We start from the raw sequence: 15,474 nt of genomic DNA on the forward strand, positions 1-15,474 counted from the left end.
GGATCGGGACGGGTAGCATCAGCCCCGTGAACACCTACTGGCACGTCGTTCTGCCGCCCCTCCGCGCCTGACGGGCGCGGACCACTCAGCAGCTGACTTCTGCGCACCCCTCACCGAGCCGAGCTCGGTCAGGGGTGTCGTCGTGCGCCCGACGCGGATCCAGTCCCTGACGCATTCGACGACGGAAGTTCACGACTGTGCCGAACCGCACCACCCCCTCGACCCCCGCGCGCCCGTCCGACACCGGCCCGCGCCCCTCTCGTACGGCCCTCCTCGGTGGCCCCGCCCCCATCCTGCTCGCGGCCGTGCTCTGGGGCACGACCGGAACCGCCGGTTCCCTGGCACCCGCCGACGCGCCCGCGGCGGCCGTCGGCTCCGCCGGTCTCGCCCTCGGCGGAGTCCTGCTGTTCCTGCTCTCCCGGGGCGCCCGCTCCCTGCCCGCCGGCTGCACGCGGCGTGAGCGCCGGCTGCTCGCCCCGGGCGCCCTGGCGGTGGCCGGATACCCGGTCGCCTTCTACCCGGCGGTCGCCCGGACCGGGGTGGCGGTCGCCACCGTGATCGCCCTCGGCAGCGCGCCGGTCTTCGCCGGGCTCCTCTCCTGGCTCAGCGGACGGTCCCGCCCGACCGCGCGCTGGACCGCCGCCACCACGGCCGCCGTGCTCGGCTGCGCCCTGCTGGTGCTCGGCCCCGCACTCACCGGCGCCACCACGCCGGTGGACCTGACCGGCGTGGCCCTCGCCGTCGGAGCCGGACTGTCCTACGCCGTCTACTCGCTGATCGGCGGCGACCTGATCACCCGCGGGCACTCCTCCGACGCGGTGATGGGCGTGCTGTTCGGCGCGGCCGGGCTGCTGGTCCTGCCGCTCCTGGCGGCCGTGGACCTGCGGTGGATCACCACGCCGCGCGGCGCGGCGGTGGCGGGCTACCTGGCCCTGTTCACGGTCTGCCTGGCCTACCGCCTCTTCGGCCACGGACTGCGCCGTACGTCCGCGTCGGCGGCGACCTCCCTGACGCTGGCCGAGCCCGCGGTGGCCGCCGTGCTGAGCGTCACGATCCTCGGCGAGCGACTCCCGGCCGTCTCCTGGACCGGCCTGACCGTCCTGGCCCTGGCCCTGGCCCTGCTGGCCGTCCCGACGGGCGGCCGCCGCCGCCAGGCCGAACTGCCCCGGCCCTGACGGCGGCGCGCCCGTGCGGGCGGGGCCCTCGCAGGCCCGCTGCGGGGTGCCCGATCGGAGCCGTGCCGTGAGCGCGATTCACCCGTATTTCTGCAAACATATGCCGCATACGAGCCATACGGATCTTGACGGGCGGAGGGCAGGACGGCCGGTACCAACCGCGAGCGGCTCATCAGGACGCTGACATTCTGGCTCCGTCCGGCGTTCGTCCTGCGCGTGGTCAACCGGTTCCAGAAGATCGCGGGCTTCGATCGCGCGATGGCTCTGGCCTCCGGTGCGCTGACCGCGCTGATCCCGCTGGCGGTGCTGAGCGGTGCGGTCTTCGGCGGAGAGTCCGCGGACCGGATCATCGATCGCTACGGGCTCGCCGGCGGAGGTGCCGAGGCCGTCCGGGCGGTGTTCTCCGCCGAATCCACGAGTGTCGGCATCGGCTTCTTCGAGACGGTGTTCCTGGCGATCTCGGTGCTGAGCTTCTCCCGGACGATGCAGCGGCTGTTCGAGCAGACCTGGGAACTCAAGCCGCTCGGGGTGCGCAACACGCGCTACGGCCTGTGGTGGATCTGCACGCTCAGCCTCTACACCGCGGTCATCGGATGGCTCTACGCGGTTCTGGGCGGCGGACGCCTGGGACTGGCGGCCGCGGTGTGCGAGGTACCGGTGACCACGGCCTTCCTCACCTGGAGCGGCCGGCTCCTCTCCGCCAAGAGGCTCACCGGGGCGGCCCTGCTCCCGTTCGCGGTCTCCGCGGCCGTCCTGACCGCGGCCTATTCGGTGGTCGCGACCGTCTACCTGCCACGCCTCTTCAATTCCTACGCCTCGCGCTACGGCGCGGCCGGCGCCGTCTTCGGGATGGCTTCGGCCCTCTTCGGCGCCATGCTCGTCCTCGTCGTGGCAGCGGGCCTGGGCCGCGAGGTACGGGACGAACTCCTCCGCATCCGCCAGGGCCGGCGCCCGTCCGAGGACGAGGTCAGCCGCCAGTGGGACAGCATCGTCGAACAGACGCGGTCGCGCTGGCGCAAGGTGAGGGATCGACCCGCCACCAGCCGGAACGACGACTGAGACGGAAACACCGCTCACGTCCTCAGTCAGGCGCCGAGCAGTTCCTGGGGGCCGTACACGGCCTGGAGGCCGGAACAAGCGACTCCGTTGCGGGAGACCGGGACGAGCGGTACCGGCTCGTCGGTGATCGCCGCCCGGTGCTTCTGCAGTGCGGCCAGGTCGTGGCCGTCGAACGCGGAGTTCTCCAGCCACTTGACCGAGCCGGGGAAGAGCAACTGCCGGGCCACCGGTTGCCGGTCGGCGCCCACCAAGTCGATTTCCACGTCGTTGCTGCGGGTCCAGTACCCGCCGATCGCCGGGGCGGCGGGCAGGAGCCCGTCCGGCAGGAGACGGGCGAGGGATTCCCGCACCAGGGGTTCGACAGCGCGGCCCGCCAGCTCGTCCACCGCTCCCGGATGCGGCTCAGTGTGAGATCCCCCCGCATCCGTTCGATCTCCGCCATGTGAGGATCCAGAAACGCGAGCCAGAACCGCAGGTAGGGGTCGGCCACCCGGTAGCGGCGTTCCTTCGACGGCCTCAGGGAGAGGGGAAGTTCGGCGGCCACGACCCGTTTCTCGGTCAGCACGTCCGTGGCTCGGGTGAGAGTGGTGTGGGCGATGCCGCCGGCCGCGCGCGCGATGTTGGTGAAGGTCCGCTCCCCGGATCCGATGGCCCGCAGCACCTCCCTGCTCATCGCCTGTGGTGGAAACTCCGCGGCCAGTGAGCGTTCGGCGGATACGAGCAGGGCCGAGACGGGGTTGTCCAGCGAGTCGCGGAGGAACTCCCAGACGTCGGCCCCGGGCCGCCACTCCGCGCAGATCAGGGGGAGACCCCCGGTGACCGGCGCGGCGTCGAACGCGGCCGCCGGAGACAGGGCGAGCATCTCGCCGATGTCGGCGGGGTTCAGGGGCCCGACGATCATTTCCCGCCCCCGCTGGTGAAAGGGACGGTCGTAGCTGTTCAGCGCCTCCATCATCGACAGATCGGACCCGACGAGGAGGAGAAGTACCGGCTTTCGGCCGAGTAGCCGGTCCCATGCCCGCTGGAGCATGCCCTCGAAGGCGTCGATGCGGTCCATGAGATACGGAACCTCGTCGATGACCACCACGCTCGGGCTGTCGTCGGGAAGTATCTCCGCGAGCAGCCGAAAGGCGGTGTTCCACTGCGCCGGGGTCTCCTCGGAGAACAGTTCCCGCTCCGGCAGCGTGGATCGCCGTCCGGGATCAGCCCGAGAGCTCGCTTCCGGCCTCCAGCTGGTCAAACAACTGATCGACGGCGCCGGGGCGTGCCCAGTTCCGCGCCGACGGCAAAGGCCCGTCCGCCGTCCTTCTCGATAAGGTCGACGGTCTGCTGGGCGGCCTGCTTGTCGCGCCCGTAGTGCACGGCGGCCAGGGCCCATGTCAGGCATGTGGGTTCCTCCCTTGGCGCCGTGGGCGGCGCCGTCCGGCGCCGCCCACATCCTGTTGTTCACCTGCTGCGGGTCACTGTCACTGCTTCCAGAAGCCTTCGAGGTGGTAGGGGTCCTTGACCTCGTCGAAGCCGGTGGGGCGGAGTGTGTAGTCGCAGGTGAGGGTGCGGTAGGGGCCGGTCAGACCGCGTGCTTCCCACTCGGCGGGGTCCTCGTGGAGTTCGGTCTTGTGGATCAGCTCCCGGGCGATGGCGCCCTCGCTGACCGTGTCGACGAGCGGATCGCCGTCGAAGTGGATCTGGTGGGTGAGCATGTGATGGTCGTCGTGGGTGATGTGCGCGTGGATGTGCCTCGCGCGCGAGTTGGCCCGTCCCAGCATGAGCAGGAGGCCGTCGAACAGGCTGCCCGGCACCGCTGCGGTCTCCACGCCCGGCACGACGGTGCGGTACTCGTAGCGGCCCTCGGCATCCGTGACGATCTTGCCGCGCAGGTGGTACTTCGGCAGGTCGAAGTCGACGACGTCGAGGCCTTCCAGGGGGCCCGCCTGCTCGGGCGTCAGACCCGCGTAGCGGCCGTCGGCGGTGGTCTGCCAGAGATCGATGACCGCGCCGGGCAGCGGCTTGCCCGAGGTGGAGCGTACGGTGCCGGAGACGAACAGGGTCTCGCCGGGCTCGTCGGGCGCCATCGGCAGCACGCCGGGGTTGTCGATCTCCGGTGCCCCGGGCACGTAGGCGGGCCCGGTTGGGATCCAGGTGGAGGCGCCGTCCTTCTCCGGGTGGGCGTAGGCCCTGCCGTAACTGACTTCCATCGGGCGGATGCCGAGGAGCGAGATCGTCGCCAGCGGGAACTCCCCTGACGCGACCAGCTTCGTCACGTAGGTGATGGCCTGGCCCAGCTCCTCGAACGTGATGCCGTGCCTGAGCGCCACGTCCCCGAACGTCTTCTGGACATCGTCGAACACGACGCGCAGGCGCGGGTCGAACGCGATGTCGGTGTGGGGGGTGTCGGTGGTGGTCATGTCACTCCAGTCCGGCGTCGCCGTCGAGGGACGGCGCGCCTAAGGTCGGACAGCTGCTGTGCATGAGACGGGTGTGGATCATGAGAGGGGTGTGGATCAGGGGGTGGGTCATCCCCGTGTGTTCCAGACGAGGGGGGCCTTGCGGATCCAGGTGTCGTCCTCGATCGTCTGGACGAGGAACCGGGCGAGGTCGGCGCGGTTGATCCGGGCGCCGGGCTTTTCGGTGCCGGCCTCGGCGGCCCGTACGGGACCGCTGAGGGGCTTGTCGGTGAGGGCGACGGCGCGTGCCAGGGTCCAGTCGATGCCGGACGAGGCGCGGACCACCTGGTCGAGGCCGGTGTGGTCCGCGAAGCCCACCTTGACGTTCGACAGGTTGATGAACGCCTTGACCAGCGGGTTGAGCCGGGCCCAGTCGTCGCCCGCGCCCTGCGTGGACGTCAGCACGATGCGGCGGATGCCCTGCTCGCCCATGACGGTGAGCGTGTTGCGGGCGGCGTCGGTCATGAACATCGGCGGGCTGACCGGCTTGGCCCACGGGTTGTCGGAGGCGCGGGCGTTGGCCAGCGCGCTGATCACCGCCTCGGTGCCTTCGGCGGCCTTGCGGATGTCGTCGATGTTCGCCGGGGTGCCCTGGATCAGCTCGACGCCGGCCGGTGCCTGCACCTTGTCGGGGTTGCGGACGAGGGTGCGGACGTGGTGGCCGCGCCGGGCCGCGTGCTCCAGCACGTGGGCGCCGGTGCGGCCGCTGCCGCCGAGGACCAGGAGGCTACTCATGGTGATCAAACGCCTTTCGGGCAGGGGAGTGACCGGTGGGGGTCAGCTGTGGGCCGGTACGGCGCAGCCGTCGGGGCCGCAGACCGCAGCGTCGGCGCCGGTGCCGGGGGTGAGTGGGTGGGATGCGTTCCAGGCCGTGCGCAGCACGTCGAGAAGGCCGTCGCTGTCCTGGGCGCCGGGGATGCCGTACGTGCCGTCGACGACGATGAAGGGCGCGCCGGTGGCGCCCAGGCGCTGGGCGCGGGCGGCATCGTCGCGGACGTGGCGCCGGTAGCGGTGCTCGGTGAGCGCCCGGCGGGTGCCCTCGCGGTCCAGGGCGATCTCCTGGCCCAGGTCGACCAGGTCGTCCATGCTGAAGACGGGGCGGGCCTGGCCGAAGTAGGCGCGGAAGATCGCGTCCCAGGCTTCGCGGTTCTTGCCCTCGGCGGAGGCGTGGGCGAGGAACTCGTGCGCCAGGTCGGTGTTGGCGACCAGGTTGTCCAGCACCCGGTAGGGGGTGAGTCCCTCGGCCTCGGCCAGCGCCTCGATCCGACGGGTGGACGCCTCGGCCTGGGAGCCGCCCATGCCGTGCCGGCGCAGCAACGCGTCACGGACGCTGAACGTCTCATCCACGGGGAAGGAGCTGCTCAGCGGGAACGAGTGGTGGACGACCTCCACCTCGTCGCCGTGCTCGAACCGCTCCACCGCCCGGTCCAGACGGTGGCTGCCCAGTCCGCACCAGGGGCAGGTGACCTCGGCCCAGATCTCGATCTTCATGACGCGCTCCCAGTGCCTGCGCTGGACTCCTACGTTTTGTTCGTAGCGCCATGATGGGCCAGTATGGAAGCCGATACAAAAGGCACATGGCTGTTCGTGCCGGAGAGGAATGTGCGTCATGGAGGTCACCGGCAGTTCGGGCGGCGCGGCGGCGGTGGGGCCCTGTGCCCGCATCCCCGCCGAGCACATGGAGTTCATCCGGCAGGTCCTCGACCGCGTCGGCGACAAGTGGAGCCTGCTGCTCATCGCGGTGGTCGAGGCCGGCCCGCTGCGCTACACCGACCTGCAGCGCCAGGTCCCCGGAATCTCCCAGCGGATGCTCACCCTCACGCTCCGCCAGCTCCACGAGGACGGTCTGATCACCCGCACCGCATACGCGGAGGTTCCACCGCGCGTCGAGTACTCCCTCACCCCGCTGGGGCGCGGCCTCCACGAGATCGTGACATCCCTGATCGGCTGGGCCACCGACCACCACGACGAGATCCGCGAACACCGCGCCCGCGCCGCGGCACCAGCAGCCCGGTCCTGACCGCGGGATCAGCGACCGGCCGTCGACGCCGGGTGCAGCGCGGATGCCCGACGCATCGTCGAGCTTGCAACTCGTCACCTACCCGTCGGACAGGCCCTGGGCGCCGCTCATTTGTTCCCCCCTGGCAAGCTCGGATCGCCATGGGGCACCGCCCAAGTTCACCCGTTGAACTCGCACGGCGTGCCTTCCGCGGCCTCTCCGAAGGGCAGCGGCGCGACCTGACCATCCGGCTGGCCCGTGTTGAGCGGCAGAGTCTCTTGTACGAGCCTGGGCGCGAGTCGGCCCGCCGCGAGCACAAGTCGACCAAGTCCCGAGCCGGACGGCGCACCATCGGCCTGCCCGATCCGCTGATCAAGATTCTCCGCCAGCAGCCCAGGAAGCCCAGGAGCGGGAGTGGACCGCGGCGGGTGCCGACGGGGAGGGCAAGGGGTACGTCTTCGCCTCGCCGGTCGGCGGACCGCTGAGCCCCGACACCGACTTCCATGTCTGGAAGAGGCTTCTCCGGGACGCTGGCGTACGGGACAGCCGTCTCCAGGACGCTCGCCACACCGCCGCGACCGTCCTCCTGATCCTCGGCGTTCCTGACGTCGTGATCGACTCGATCATGGGTTGGGAGCCTGCGGGAGCGGCCCGGATGCGCGCCCGGTACATGCACGTGACCGGGACCATGCTTCGCAAGGTCGTACACCAGGTTGGCGACGCGCTCTGGGGCGACGTCTGACGCCCTGGGGACGCCGGCTCAGCTGGTCGCGAGGATCAGACTCAGTGCCAGCAAGGCAAGTCCTGCCACGGCTATGACACTACCGATGATCTTGAAGAATCCGGGGCTGAGGCTCTCGGTGTCCGCGAGGCTCAGATTGCCAGTGCGCTGGCTCTTCAGCTCCAGAGCGGCTCGTCGACGCGCCAGCGTTGTGTCAACGGCACCGCGCAGGTTGAACGCCCACCTCGCTCCGATGTAGACGGCTGCGGCCCCCAGGGCTGCGAGGAAGATCAGGACTGCTGTCGGGTCGGACGAGTCTGCGGCCGATGTAGTGGCGATCATGAGCATGACGTGCAGCATCGCAGGCGGCTGAATCGGATGTCACCGGATCGGCGAACTGAGACGGACAACGTCGAAGGGCCCCACCGCGAACGGTGGGGCCCTTCGACGTCGTGCCCGGTGAGGCACTGGCGGAGGATACGAGATTCGAACTCGTGAGGGGTTGCCCCCAACACGCTTTCCAAATGTTCGTCCGGGGTTCCTGGGCGTACGGGAACGTCCTGACCTGCGGTGGGGCGGGTAGAGGCGGAGCTTCGGAACGGTGCTGTACGCCGGTGAATGCAACCAGAACTGCAACCACGGAAGTGGAGCAGCGTGAGTGCGTCCAGTTTCTGCTCGTGGCTGCTGGTCAGCGGGGACTGGCCTCCTTACTGCCCGGTCTGCGACCAGGCCGCGGTGAGCGCGGTGACCGGGTCACTGTCGGCCTGTGCCGCGGGCCACCATTCGCCGTCGTCGTCCTGGAGGTAGGGGTACCAGCGGGCGTCGGGGCCGAGACGCAGCTGGATGCCGTGGTGGGTGAGGGTGAGGCGGTTGCGCCAGGCTCTGAGGTGTACGGGGGAGTCGGTCATCTCGACGAGGGCCGCGTCCAGGGCGGCGCGGGCGGCCTTCATCACCGTCGGGTCGGGAGTGTGGGGCTGTTCGGCGACGGTGATGCCCGTGGGGCCGCCGTGGCGCCAGGCGCGGGTGAGGCGTGCGAAGGCAGTGGGGTTGGTGCCGGTGTTCTGGATCAGGTGGTGGAACCACTCGGGTCCAGGGTTGCTTGCGGCGATGCGGACGGCGTCCTGGTGCTGGGTCAGGTGCAGGTCGGCGGTGTCGCCCGCGAGGAGCCTGGCGGCGCGCGCGGTGGCGTCGGCCATGAGGCGTTCCAGGTCCGCGGCGGCCAGGCCGGTACCGGGTGGCGGGGCGACGGGCAGTGCTGTGGTGTGGGCGGCGGGTTGCGGGAGTTCGGGCAGTTCGGGGGGCTCTTCGGCCCAGTGGGCGTACGCGGCGGTGGCCGGGATGCCGGCCGGTGCCGGTGGGGCGGCGGTTTCCTGTGCTGCCGTACGGAGTGCGCGCAGCCGGGCGAAGACCTCCTCGCGACCACGGCCGCGCAGCGCGAAGAGCACGAACGGGTCGGCGTCGATGGTGGCCGCGATGGCGTAGCAGAGCGCGGCGGCGTGCTTGCAGGGGTGTCCCCAGTCGGGGCAGGAGCACTCGGGGTCGAGTTCGGTGGGTTGCGGGAGGAAGGGGACGCCTGCCTGGCAGGCGTCGTCGACGAGTTCGGCGGGCATCTCGCCGTCGAGAAGTGCTGCGAGATGCCCGGCGCGGGCCGCGATCGTGTCGAGCAGGGTGTCCCACTGAGGGCCGGTGAGGACGGGCAGGTGGACCGATGAGCGGTACGGGCGCGGGCGGCTGCCCTGGACAGCGGCCTTGACCTGGCCCGGAGCGACGGTGACCGGGCCGACCATGCCTTTGCGGGCGTAGGTGCGTCCGCGCGAGAGCCGTCCGGCGTCCAGGGTGGAGTCCTCCAGGGCGGCCACCCACGCCTGGCCCCACCAGGTCGCGGCGAAGGCCCGCTTGCCGCGGGTGGGCGCACGGCGCGGGCCGGGGACAGCGGGGCTCATGACTACCTTCCCAGGGCGACGAGTTCGGCGAGGTCGGCGTCGGACAGTTCGGTGAGGGCTGCCTCGCCGGAGCCGACGACGGCGTCGGCGAGGGCGCGCTTGGCTTCGAGCAGCTTCGCCACCTTGTCCTCCACCGTTCCCTCCGCGAGGAGCTTGTGCACCTGGACGGGTCTGTCCTGGCCGATGCGGTAGGCGCGGTCGGTGGCCTGGTCCTCGACGGCTGGGTTCCACCAGCGGTCGTAGTGCACGACGTGAGTGGCGCGGGTGAGGTTGAGTCCGGTGCCCGCCGCCTTCAACGACAGCAGGAACACCGGCACTTCACCGCGCTGAAAGCGGTCCACCATCTCCTCGCGCCGCGCGACGGGGGTGGCACCGTGCAGGAAGAGAGTGGGGACGCCGCGCTCTGAGAGGTGCTTCTCCAGCAGAGCCGCCATCTGTTTGTACTGCGTGAAGACCAGCACGGATTCGCCTTCGGCGGTGATGGTGTCGAGAAGCTCGTCGAGCAGGTCGAGCTTGCCGGAGCGGCCCCGCAGAGGAGTGGACTGCCGCAGGTACTGGGCGGGGTGGTTGCAGATCTGCTTCAGCGCGGTGAGCAGCTTGAGCACCAGTCCGCGCCGGGCGATGCCCTCCGACTCCGCGATCTTCGCCATGGTCTCGCGGACCTGTGCCTCGTACAGGCTGGTCTGTTCGGCCGTCAGCGGGACGACGCGGTCGGTCTCGGTCTTGGGCGGCAGTTCGGGCGCGATGCCGGGGTCGGACTTCTTGCGGCGCAACAGGAAGGGACGTACGAGACGGGACAGGCGCTCGGCTGCCTCGGGGTCCTCGCCTGTCTCGATGGCGCGGGCATGCCGGTCACGGAAGGCGGTGAGGGTGCCGAGGAGCCCGGGGGTGGTCCAATCGAGCAGTGCCCAGAGCTCGGAGAGGTTGTTCTCCACGGGGGTGCCGGTGAGGGCGACGCGGGCGCGGGCGGGCAGGGCGCGCAGTTCGCGGGCGGTGACGGCGTAGGGGTTCTTGACGTGCTGTGCCTCGTCGGCGGCCACCAGCGACCAGGCTGGCTCGGCGAGCACTTCGCGGTCGCGGCGCAGCACCCCGTAGGTGACCAGGACGATCTCGTCGCCGGCCAGGCTCCCCAGGTGGCGGTCGCCGCCGTGGTAGCGGCGTACGGGGGTGAGTGGTGCGAATCTGGCGGCCTCGCGCTGCCAGTTGCCGAGCAGGGAGGCCGGGCAGACGACAAGGGTGGGGCCCGCGGTGGTGGGGTCGCTCTGGCGGTGCAGGTGCAGAGCGAGCAAGGTGATGGTCTTGCCCAGGCCCATGTCGTCGGCGAGACAGCCGCCGAGGCCGAGTGCGCACATCTCGGCCAGCCAGGCCAGGCCCCGCTTCTGGTACTCGCGCAACGTGGCTTTGAGGGCGGCGGGCTGGGGTACGGGGGTGCGGGACTCGGGGTCGCGGATACGAGCGACCAGGTCGCCGAGCGCACCGACCGCCGCACAGGGGACCCGGTCACCGTCCCGCTCGACCTCACCGGTCAGGGCGGCGCTCAACGCCTCCATGGGGGTGAGCGGTTCCATCCGGCGGCGCTTGGCGCGGGCCACCAGCCTCGGGTCGGCGACCACCCACTGGTCGCGCAGCCGGACGAGGGGGCGGCGTGATTCTGCGAGGGCGTCCATCTCGGCCTCGGTGAGCGGCTCGCCGCCGAGGGAGACCTGCCAGCGGAAGTCGAGGAGGGCCTCGGTGTCCAGCAGGCCGCCCGCGGTGGAACCGGGGGCGGTGCGCTGCCCGATTTCAGCGGTCGCGGTGAGTGCCTTGACCAGTTCGCGCGGCCAGTGCACGTCGACACCGGCCGCGCGCAGTGCGTCCGTGGCGTCACCGAGGAGTTCGAAGGCTTCGTCGTCGGTCAACCGGAGCTGATCGGGAGCGGCATCGTCGAGCAGCCTGCGCAGTGGGGGCCAGGCGCGGGCGCCGCGACGCAGGGCGAGCAGGGTCTCGGTCTCGGCGCGCGGGCCGAGTAGCCGCTCCGCTTCGGTCGGTTCGCTCCACAGCCGTGCGGCCTCGATGACGAGCGCCGGGTCCGCAGCGGTGTGCAGTTGCAGGACGGCCCGGAACTGCCGTCGGCGTCCTTCGGGTACGTCGACGCGCAGGGAGACACTGACATCGGCGGTGAGCGCAGCCTGGGTTTCCTCGGCCCATTCCCGCAAGGTGGGCACGGCACGGGCCTCGCGCCAGGCGTACGGCAGCGCTCCCATGGCGAGCGGCGCGGCCGGCGTACGGACCAGATCATCGGCGACGGCGTCGCAGAACTGGCGTACCAGCGCAGCCGGTTCGGCGATCCGTACCGGCGCAGGACCTGGCTCGGGCAGGCAGTGGGCGTGCGGCGGGAAGGCAGCGGCCAGGGCGTCCAGCGTCTGGCGCTGGGCGGCTGTGAAGGGACCCACCTGCCAGGTGTCGTAACCGGCGGGGGTGATGGCCGGGTGAAGGCGGCTGTCGGCTAGCAGCCGCAGCGCGAAGCGAGTGGCGGCCTGCCAGGCGGCGCCGGAGGGATGCGTCGGCTCCGCATTGGCCAGGGCGGAGACAGCGACGGCGACAGGCAGCGCGTAACCCTCGACCCTGCGCCGCCTGACCGAACGGCCGTGCGGCAGGACGAGCTCCACCGCCTCGGTCTCGAGGCCGGTGGGCGCCATACTGTCCCCGGCCGCTGCCTCGGTCGGCTTCCACAGCAGCAGCCGACCGAGGCGGGCGGGCTCACCGGGCAGGAACACCGCCGCCCAGCCGGCGCCGAGCAACTCCCTCACGAAGGCGGATGTTTCCTGCCGGGCCAGCGGCGGTGTGCTCCTCGCGCCCGTACCCGGCTCTCGTACGACGACTCGTGCCACTCTCTTCCGCCCTGTCGCTTGCCGGACCCTCCCCAGGCCCGCTCACTACCGAACCCCACCAGGCAACGTCACACGCTGGCAACCGTGGGCCTTAGCTTGACCGCTGGCGACGGCGCCACGGCGGATATGCCGCTGCTGAACACACCGGTCCTCAACCGGACGGTGCGGCGCTACGGTGAGGCCATGAGCACCTGGGAACCAGCCGCGCTGGAGGCGTTGATCGAAGAGGCCACCGTCGACGCCTATGGCCAGGACGAGCAGCTCACCGGCTTCTTCGCGATGATCGAGGAGAGCCTTGCCGTGCCGTTCACCACGACTGTTCTCGGCGTCGAGGTGAACGTGGTCGGTGTCGACCTGACCGACGACGGGCGCGTGGTCGCACGCTGTGCCCGGGGGTCGGTCCGACAGGACATCGGAATTCTGGACCTGCCGCTGCCGGAACCCGCCCCCGAGGGCTCGCGATGGATCGAGGCATACCGCTACTGGGCCCGCTGAACCGGCGCGTCGCACAAATGCCCAGCTGAGCTCCTGCTCGAACGGACAGTCGTCCCTACTGCCGCTGACCGGACCGACTGCGGGAAACAGAGAGCACTTAGCGCGCATACCGCAGTATGCTTGCCGCTATGGCTGACACCACACGTATCACGGTGACACTTCCCACCGAGCAGGTGGCGGAGCTGAAGAAGATCACGGACAACATCTCCGGCTACGTGGCCGAAGCGGTCGCCAGGCAGATCCGGCATCAGCTTCTGGGGGCTGACCTGCGCAGCCACACGGACGAGCACGGGGCCTTCAGTGAGGAAGAGCTGGCCGAGGCGCGGGCGCGGATCTTCGGTACCGCGCAGGCCGCCGGTGGCGCGAGCGCCGCGTGAGCGGGCACATTGAGACTGTAGTCCTGGACAGCGAGGGGCTGTCGGCCTGGGTGGCGCAGGACCGGAAGGTTCTGGCGATGTTCCAGGTGTTCCACGACATGGGAGCGGACCTTGTCGTCAGCGCCAACACCATCGTGGAGGTGAGCCACGCCAGGGTGAACCTGCCCCGACTGCAATGGGCGCTCTCCCGGGTCAAGGTGGAGCCGGTCACCGAGGCGGCGGCCAAGGCGGCGGCACAACTGCTCAAGGGCGCCGGCCTGCACGGACACAAGTACGCGATCGACGCCACCGTCGCGGAAGCGGCCTTGCGCCAGCCTGGCCCGGTCGCCATCCTCACCTCGGATGTCGATGACATGACCCGGCTGTGCGGCAGCAAGGTCCGGATGATCGGGTTCTGACCGCTGCCGTGACTCCGTCACGGAGCCTGCGTCGGTCGCCCCATGGATGCGCGCATGCGCCGCTCCCGCTTGACGGGTATGCCCCAAATGTCGCCTATAAATGCAACCGAAACAGCCGACTCGCGGTCTCGCCTGAACGGCCGTGAACGGGGCTGAATGAGAGGGAAACTGAGACGGAGACCGTGCATAACTCGGGTGACGGTTGGCTGCGGTCGGCGCTAGCGTGCGCCGGTGATCAGCAATGAGGGAGTACGGCTGGGTGCGGAGGCCGCGCATCGCCTGGCACAGACGGGCCTCTATGAGTTCGAGGCGGGGCTGACGGAGGCCGAGTTCACGCGCATCGAGCGCGAGTTTGGCTTCGAGTTCGCGGACGATCACCGGGCATTCCTTGCGGCTGGGCTACCGATCAACGTCCCTCCCGAGGACGGGCAGACCTGGTCCAGGCCCTGGCCGGAGTGGCGCGGCGGCGATTTGGACAGCTTGCGTCGACAGCTCGACTGGCCGGTCGAGGGTGTTCTGCTCGACGTTGAGCACAACGCGTTCTGGTACGAGGGTTGGGGTGAGCGTCCAGCCGACGCAACGGCGGCACTGGATACGGCGCGGCGTCATCTGGCGGAGGCGCCGGTGATGGTGCCCGTGTATGCCCACCGATACCTGCCTGCCGACCGGGGAGGCTTCGGGCATCCGGTGCTCTCGATGTGGCAGACCGACATCATCTATTACGGCCTGGACCTGGCCGACTACATGCACCAGGAGTTCGACGAGGCCCGGGGCGAGGTCGACGACAGCTGGAACCCGCGAGCGACGGCCCCCTTCTGGCGGGACCTTCTCTGACTCTTCGAGGAGCCCGGGCAGGCGGCGGGCGCCCTCAGCTTGGGAAGCTGCGAGCATTTGGGGCTGGCTTGGGTGCTGACCTGGGCGAACGGTGGATGCTTGGTCCCGCTGGGTTCTGCTGCTTTCACCGTGGTTCACCGTGGTTCACCGGTGTTCCCCGCCCCATCTGGTGCGTTTGTGGTGCGGTGCTGAGGATCGATCTGGTGCAGTGCGGGGCGTGGCCGCCTACTCGTAGACGACTGCGGCACTCAGGGCACGAGCGAAGAGAGTCCAGTCGCCGTTGGGGGGCATTTCCTGGTCGAAGTTCCTGTACCAACCAGGGGAAGCATCGATCCAGGCGGTCAGCGCATCCAAGAAGCGGTCCAGAGTGGCGTTCTCCCACTGGTCGCCCCGCTCCACGAAGTCGTCCCGGAGCTGGGCGATGAAGGCCACCAGCTCTTCCCTGCTCGTGACTTCGTCCTCAGGGTGGCCGGGCGGTAGCTGCAGCATGGCGCCACCCTAGCCATCACCTGAGGATCTTCGCCGATGGTGCTGCTGCAGGGGCCCATTCACACTGACGTGAATGGGCCCCTGCCCCGCGCTGCGCAGCGGGATTTGAACCCACGACCTCTTCGTCCCGAAGCAACTTGGGCGGGGGCTCTGCCTTGGGCTGGACTGCCTCTCACCTGCGCCGACAGTCCGTGGGTGTCCGTGCTTGTTCGCCGCTGTCTGTCGGCGTTGTCACGCAGTTAGACACTCACCTGAAGCTGGCCGCTGAGCCCGCCCTCAGGGGCCGAGCACGCCCAGCGCGCCGAGTATGAGGCAGACGGTACCGAAGAGAAAGAGCCCACCTGCGCCGATCATGGCTGCGCCGAGTCTCCTGGCGCCGGCACTCTTGCCTCTTTGCGGCACCAGCGAGCCCAATGCCTTCTGCCCGAAGTCGAGATACGCAGGTAGCTGTCCGGTCCGCCGCAGCATCCGCCCGACGCTGATGAGCGCTATACCAAAGATCAGCGTGAGCAGGCTCGTCTGGAGCTGATAGGCCGGTTCGTACCCGTCCGAAACAGCGGTGATCACGGAATTCCCCCCAAGATGTGCCGGGCGGCACTGCTGTCCGGCGGAAAGAAGCGCCCCATCTTGCCGGACGGCTACCCCTGGGGGAAACCCGTTCGGCCGGGGG

At 70.1% G+C, this 15,474-nt stretch carries 15 protein-coding genes and 2 pseudogenes; 8 read left to right on the forward strand and 9 right to left on the reverse strand.

Going from position 1 to position 15,474, the window contains the following annotated elements; all coding sequences use genetic code 11:
• The first annotated feature begins 197 nt into the window (after positions 1-197).
• Together U5640_RS23950 and U5640_RS23955 are read left to right on the forward strand one after the other, a co-directional pair.
• On the forward strand, positions 198-1,175 hold the full coding sequence (locus U5640_RS23950) for an EamA family transporter (RefSeq protein ID WP_340377807.1): 978 nt from the start codon (positions 198-200) through the stop codon (positions 1,173-1,175).
• Positions 1,176-1,391: 216 nt separating this feature from the next.
• Complete coding sequence (locus U5640_RS23955; RefSeq protein ID WP_340377808.1) at positions 1,392-2,234, forward strand: hypothetical protein; 843 nt, start codon at positions 1,392-1,394, stop codon at positions 2,232-2,234.
• A gap of 26 nt (positions 2,235-2,260) precedes the next feature.
• On the opposite strand, the pseudogene U5640_RS23960 reads toward U5640_RS23955, so the two are convergent.
• The 4 genes and pseudogenes from U5640_RS23960 to U5640_RS23975 all read right to left on the reverse strand — a co-directional run.
• A pseudogene (locus tag U5640_RS23960) lies at positions 2,261-3,426 on the reverse strand (DUF234 domain-containing protein); the annotation flags it as partial.
• Positions 3,427-3,700: 274 nt separating this feature from the next.
• Positions 3,701-4,639, reverse strand: a complete 939-nt coding sequence (locus U5640_RS23965) for a catechol 1,2-dioxygenase (protein WP_340377809.1) — start codon at positions 4,637-4,639, stop codon at positions 3,701-3,703.
• 108 nt (positions 4,640-4,747) lie between these two features.
• On the reverse strand, positions 4,748-5,413 hold the full coding sequence (locus U5640_RS23970) for an NAD(P)H-binding protein (RefSeq protein WP_340377810.1): 666 nt from the start codon (positions 5,411-5,413) through the stop codon (positions 4,748-4,750).
• Between the two features lie 42 nt (positions 5,414-5,455).
• Positions 5,456-6,169 (reverse strand): DsbA family oxidoreductase, encoded by a 714-nt coding sequence (locus U5640_RS23975; RefSeq protein WP_340377811.1) that lies wholly within the window; start codon positions 6,167-6,169, stop codon positions 5,456-5,458.
• A gap of 118 nt (positions 6,170-6,287) precedes the next feature.
• Here U5640_RS23975 and U5640_RS23980 point away from each other — a divergent pair, with 118 nt between their 5' ends.
• The gene (locus U5640_RS23980; RefSeq protein ID WP_340377812.1) at positions 6,288-6,698 is read left to right on the forward strand and encodes a helix-turn-helix domain-containing protein; all 411 of its coding nucleotides are present in this window, start codon (positions 6,288-6,290) and stop codon (positions 6,696-6,698) included.
• A gap of 284 nt (positions 6,699-6,982) precedes the next feature.
• Positions 6,983-7,419 (forward strand): annotated as a pseudogene (locus tag U5640_RS23985) (tyrosine-type recombinase/integrase); the annotation flags it as partial.
• Between the two features lie 18 nt (positions 7,420-7,437).
• Here U5640_RS23985 and U5640_RS23990 read toward each other — a convergent pair.
• The 3 genes from U5640_RS23990 to U5640_RS24000 all read right to left on the reverse strand — a co-directional run bounded on the left by U5640_RS23990 (position 7,438) and on the right by U5640_RS24000 (position 12,130).
• Positions 7,438-7,746 carry a hypothetical protein gene (locus tag U5640_RS23990; RefSeq protein ID WP_340377813.1) on the reverse strand — a complete coding sequence of 103 codons (309 nt, stop codon included), beginning with the start codon at positions 7,744-7,746 and terminating at the stop codon, positions 7,438-7,440.
• Positions 7,747-8,105: 359 nt separating this feature from the next.
• Positions 8,106-9,341, reverse strand: a complete 1,236-nt coding sequence (locus tag U5640_RS23995; protein ID WP_340377814.1) for an SWIM zinc finger family protein — start codon at positions 9,339-9,341, stop codon at positions 8,106-8,108.
• A 2-nt stretch (positions 9,342-9,343) separates the two neighbouring features.
• Positions 9,344-12,130, reverse strand: coding sequence for a DEAD/DEAH box helicase (locus U5640_RS24000; protein ID WP_340377815.1), 2,787 nt, complete (start codon positions 12,128-12,130; stop codon positions 9,344-9,346).
• Between the two features lie 264 nt (positions 12,131-12,394).
• Here U5640_RS24000 and U5640_RS24005 point away from each other — a divergent pair, with 264 nt between their 5' ends.
• From U5640_RS24005 to U5640_RS24020, 4 genes are all read left to right on the forward strand, one after another.
• Complete coding sequence (locus tag U5640_RS24005; RefSeq protein ID WP_340377816.1) at positions 12,395-12,706, forward strand: calcium-binding protein; 312 nt, start codon at positions 12,395-12,397, stop codon at positions 12,704-12,706.
• 128 nt (positions 12,707-12,834) lie between these two features.
• Positions 12,835-13,083 carry a hypothetical protein gene (locus U5640_RS24010; RefSeq protein ID WP_340377817.1) on the forward strand — a complete coding sequence of 83 codons (249 nt, stop codon included), beginning with the start codon at positions 12,835-12,837 and terminating at the stop codon, positions 13,081-13,083.
• Positions 13,080-13,481 (forward strand): PIN domain-containing protein, encoded by a 402-nt coding sequence (locus U5640_RS24015; protein WP_340377818.1) that lies wholly within the window; start codon positions 13,080-13,082, stop codon positions 13,479-13,481. The genes U5640_RS24010 and U5640_RS24015 overlap by 4 nt, the downstream gene beginning before the upstream one ends.
• A gap of 231 nt (positions 13,482-13,712) precedes the next feature.
• Positions 13,713-14,315, forward strand: coding sequence for a hypothetical protein (locus U5640_RS24020; RefSeq protein ID WP_340377819.1), 603 nt, complete (start codon positions 13,713-13,715; stop codon positions 14,313-14,315).
• 225 nt (positions 14,316-14,540) lie between these two features.
• Here U5640_RS24020 and U5640_RS24025 read toward each other — a convergent pair whose 3' ends face one another.
• Both U5640_RS24025 and U5640_RS24030 read right to left on the reverse strand, forming a co-directional pair.
• Entirely contained in the window at positions 14,541-14,804 is a 264-nt protein-coding gene (locus U5640_RS24025) for a hypothetical protein (RefSeq protein ID WP_340377820.1), read from the reverse strand.
• A gap of 276 nt (positions 14,805-15,080) precedes the next feature.
• Positions 15,081-15,371 (reverse strand): hypothetical protein, encoded by a 291-nt coding sequence (locus U5640_RS24030; RefSeq protein ID WP_340377821.1) that lies wholly within the window; start codon positions 15,369-15,371, stop codon positions 15,081-15,083.
• Positions 15,372-15,474 lie beyond the last annotated feature (103 nt).

Source organism: Streptomyces sp. SS7 (assembly GCF_037993025.1).
Classification (GTDB): Bacteria; Actinomycetota; Actinomycetes; order Streptomycetales; family Streptomycetaceae; genus Streptomyces.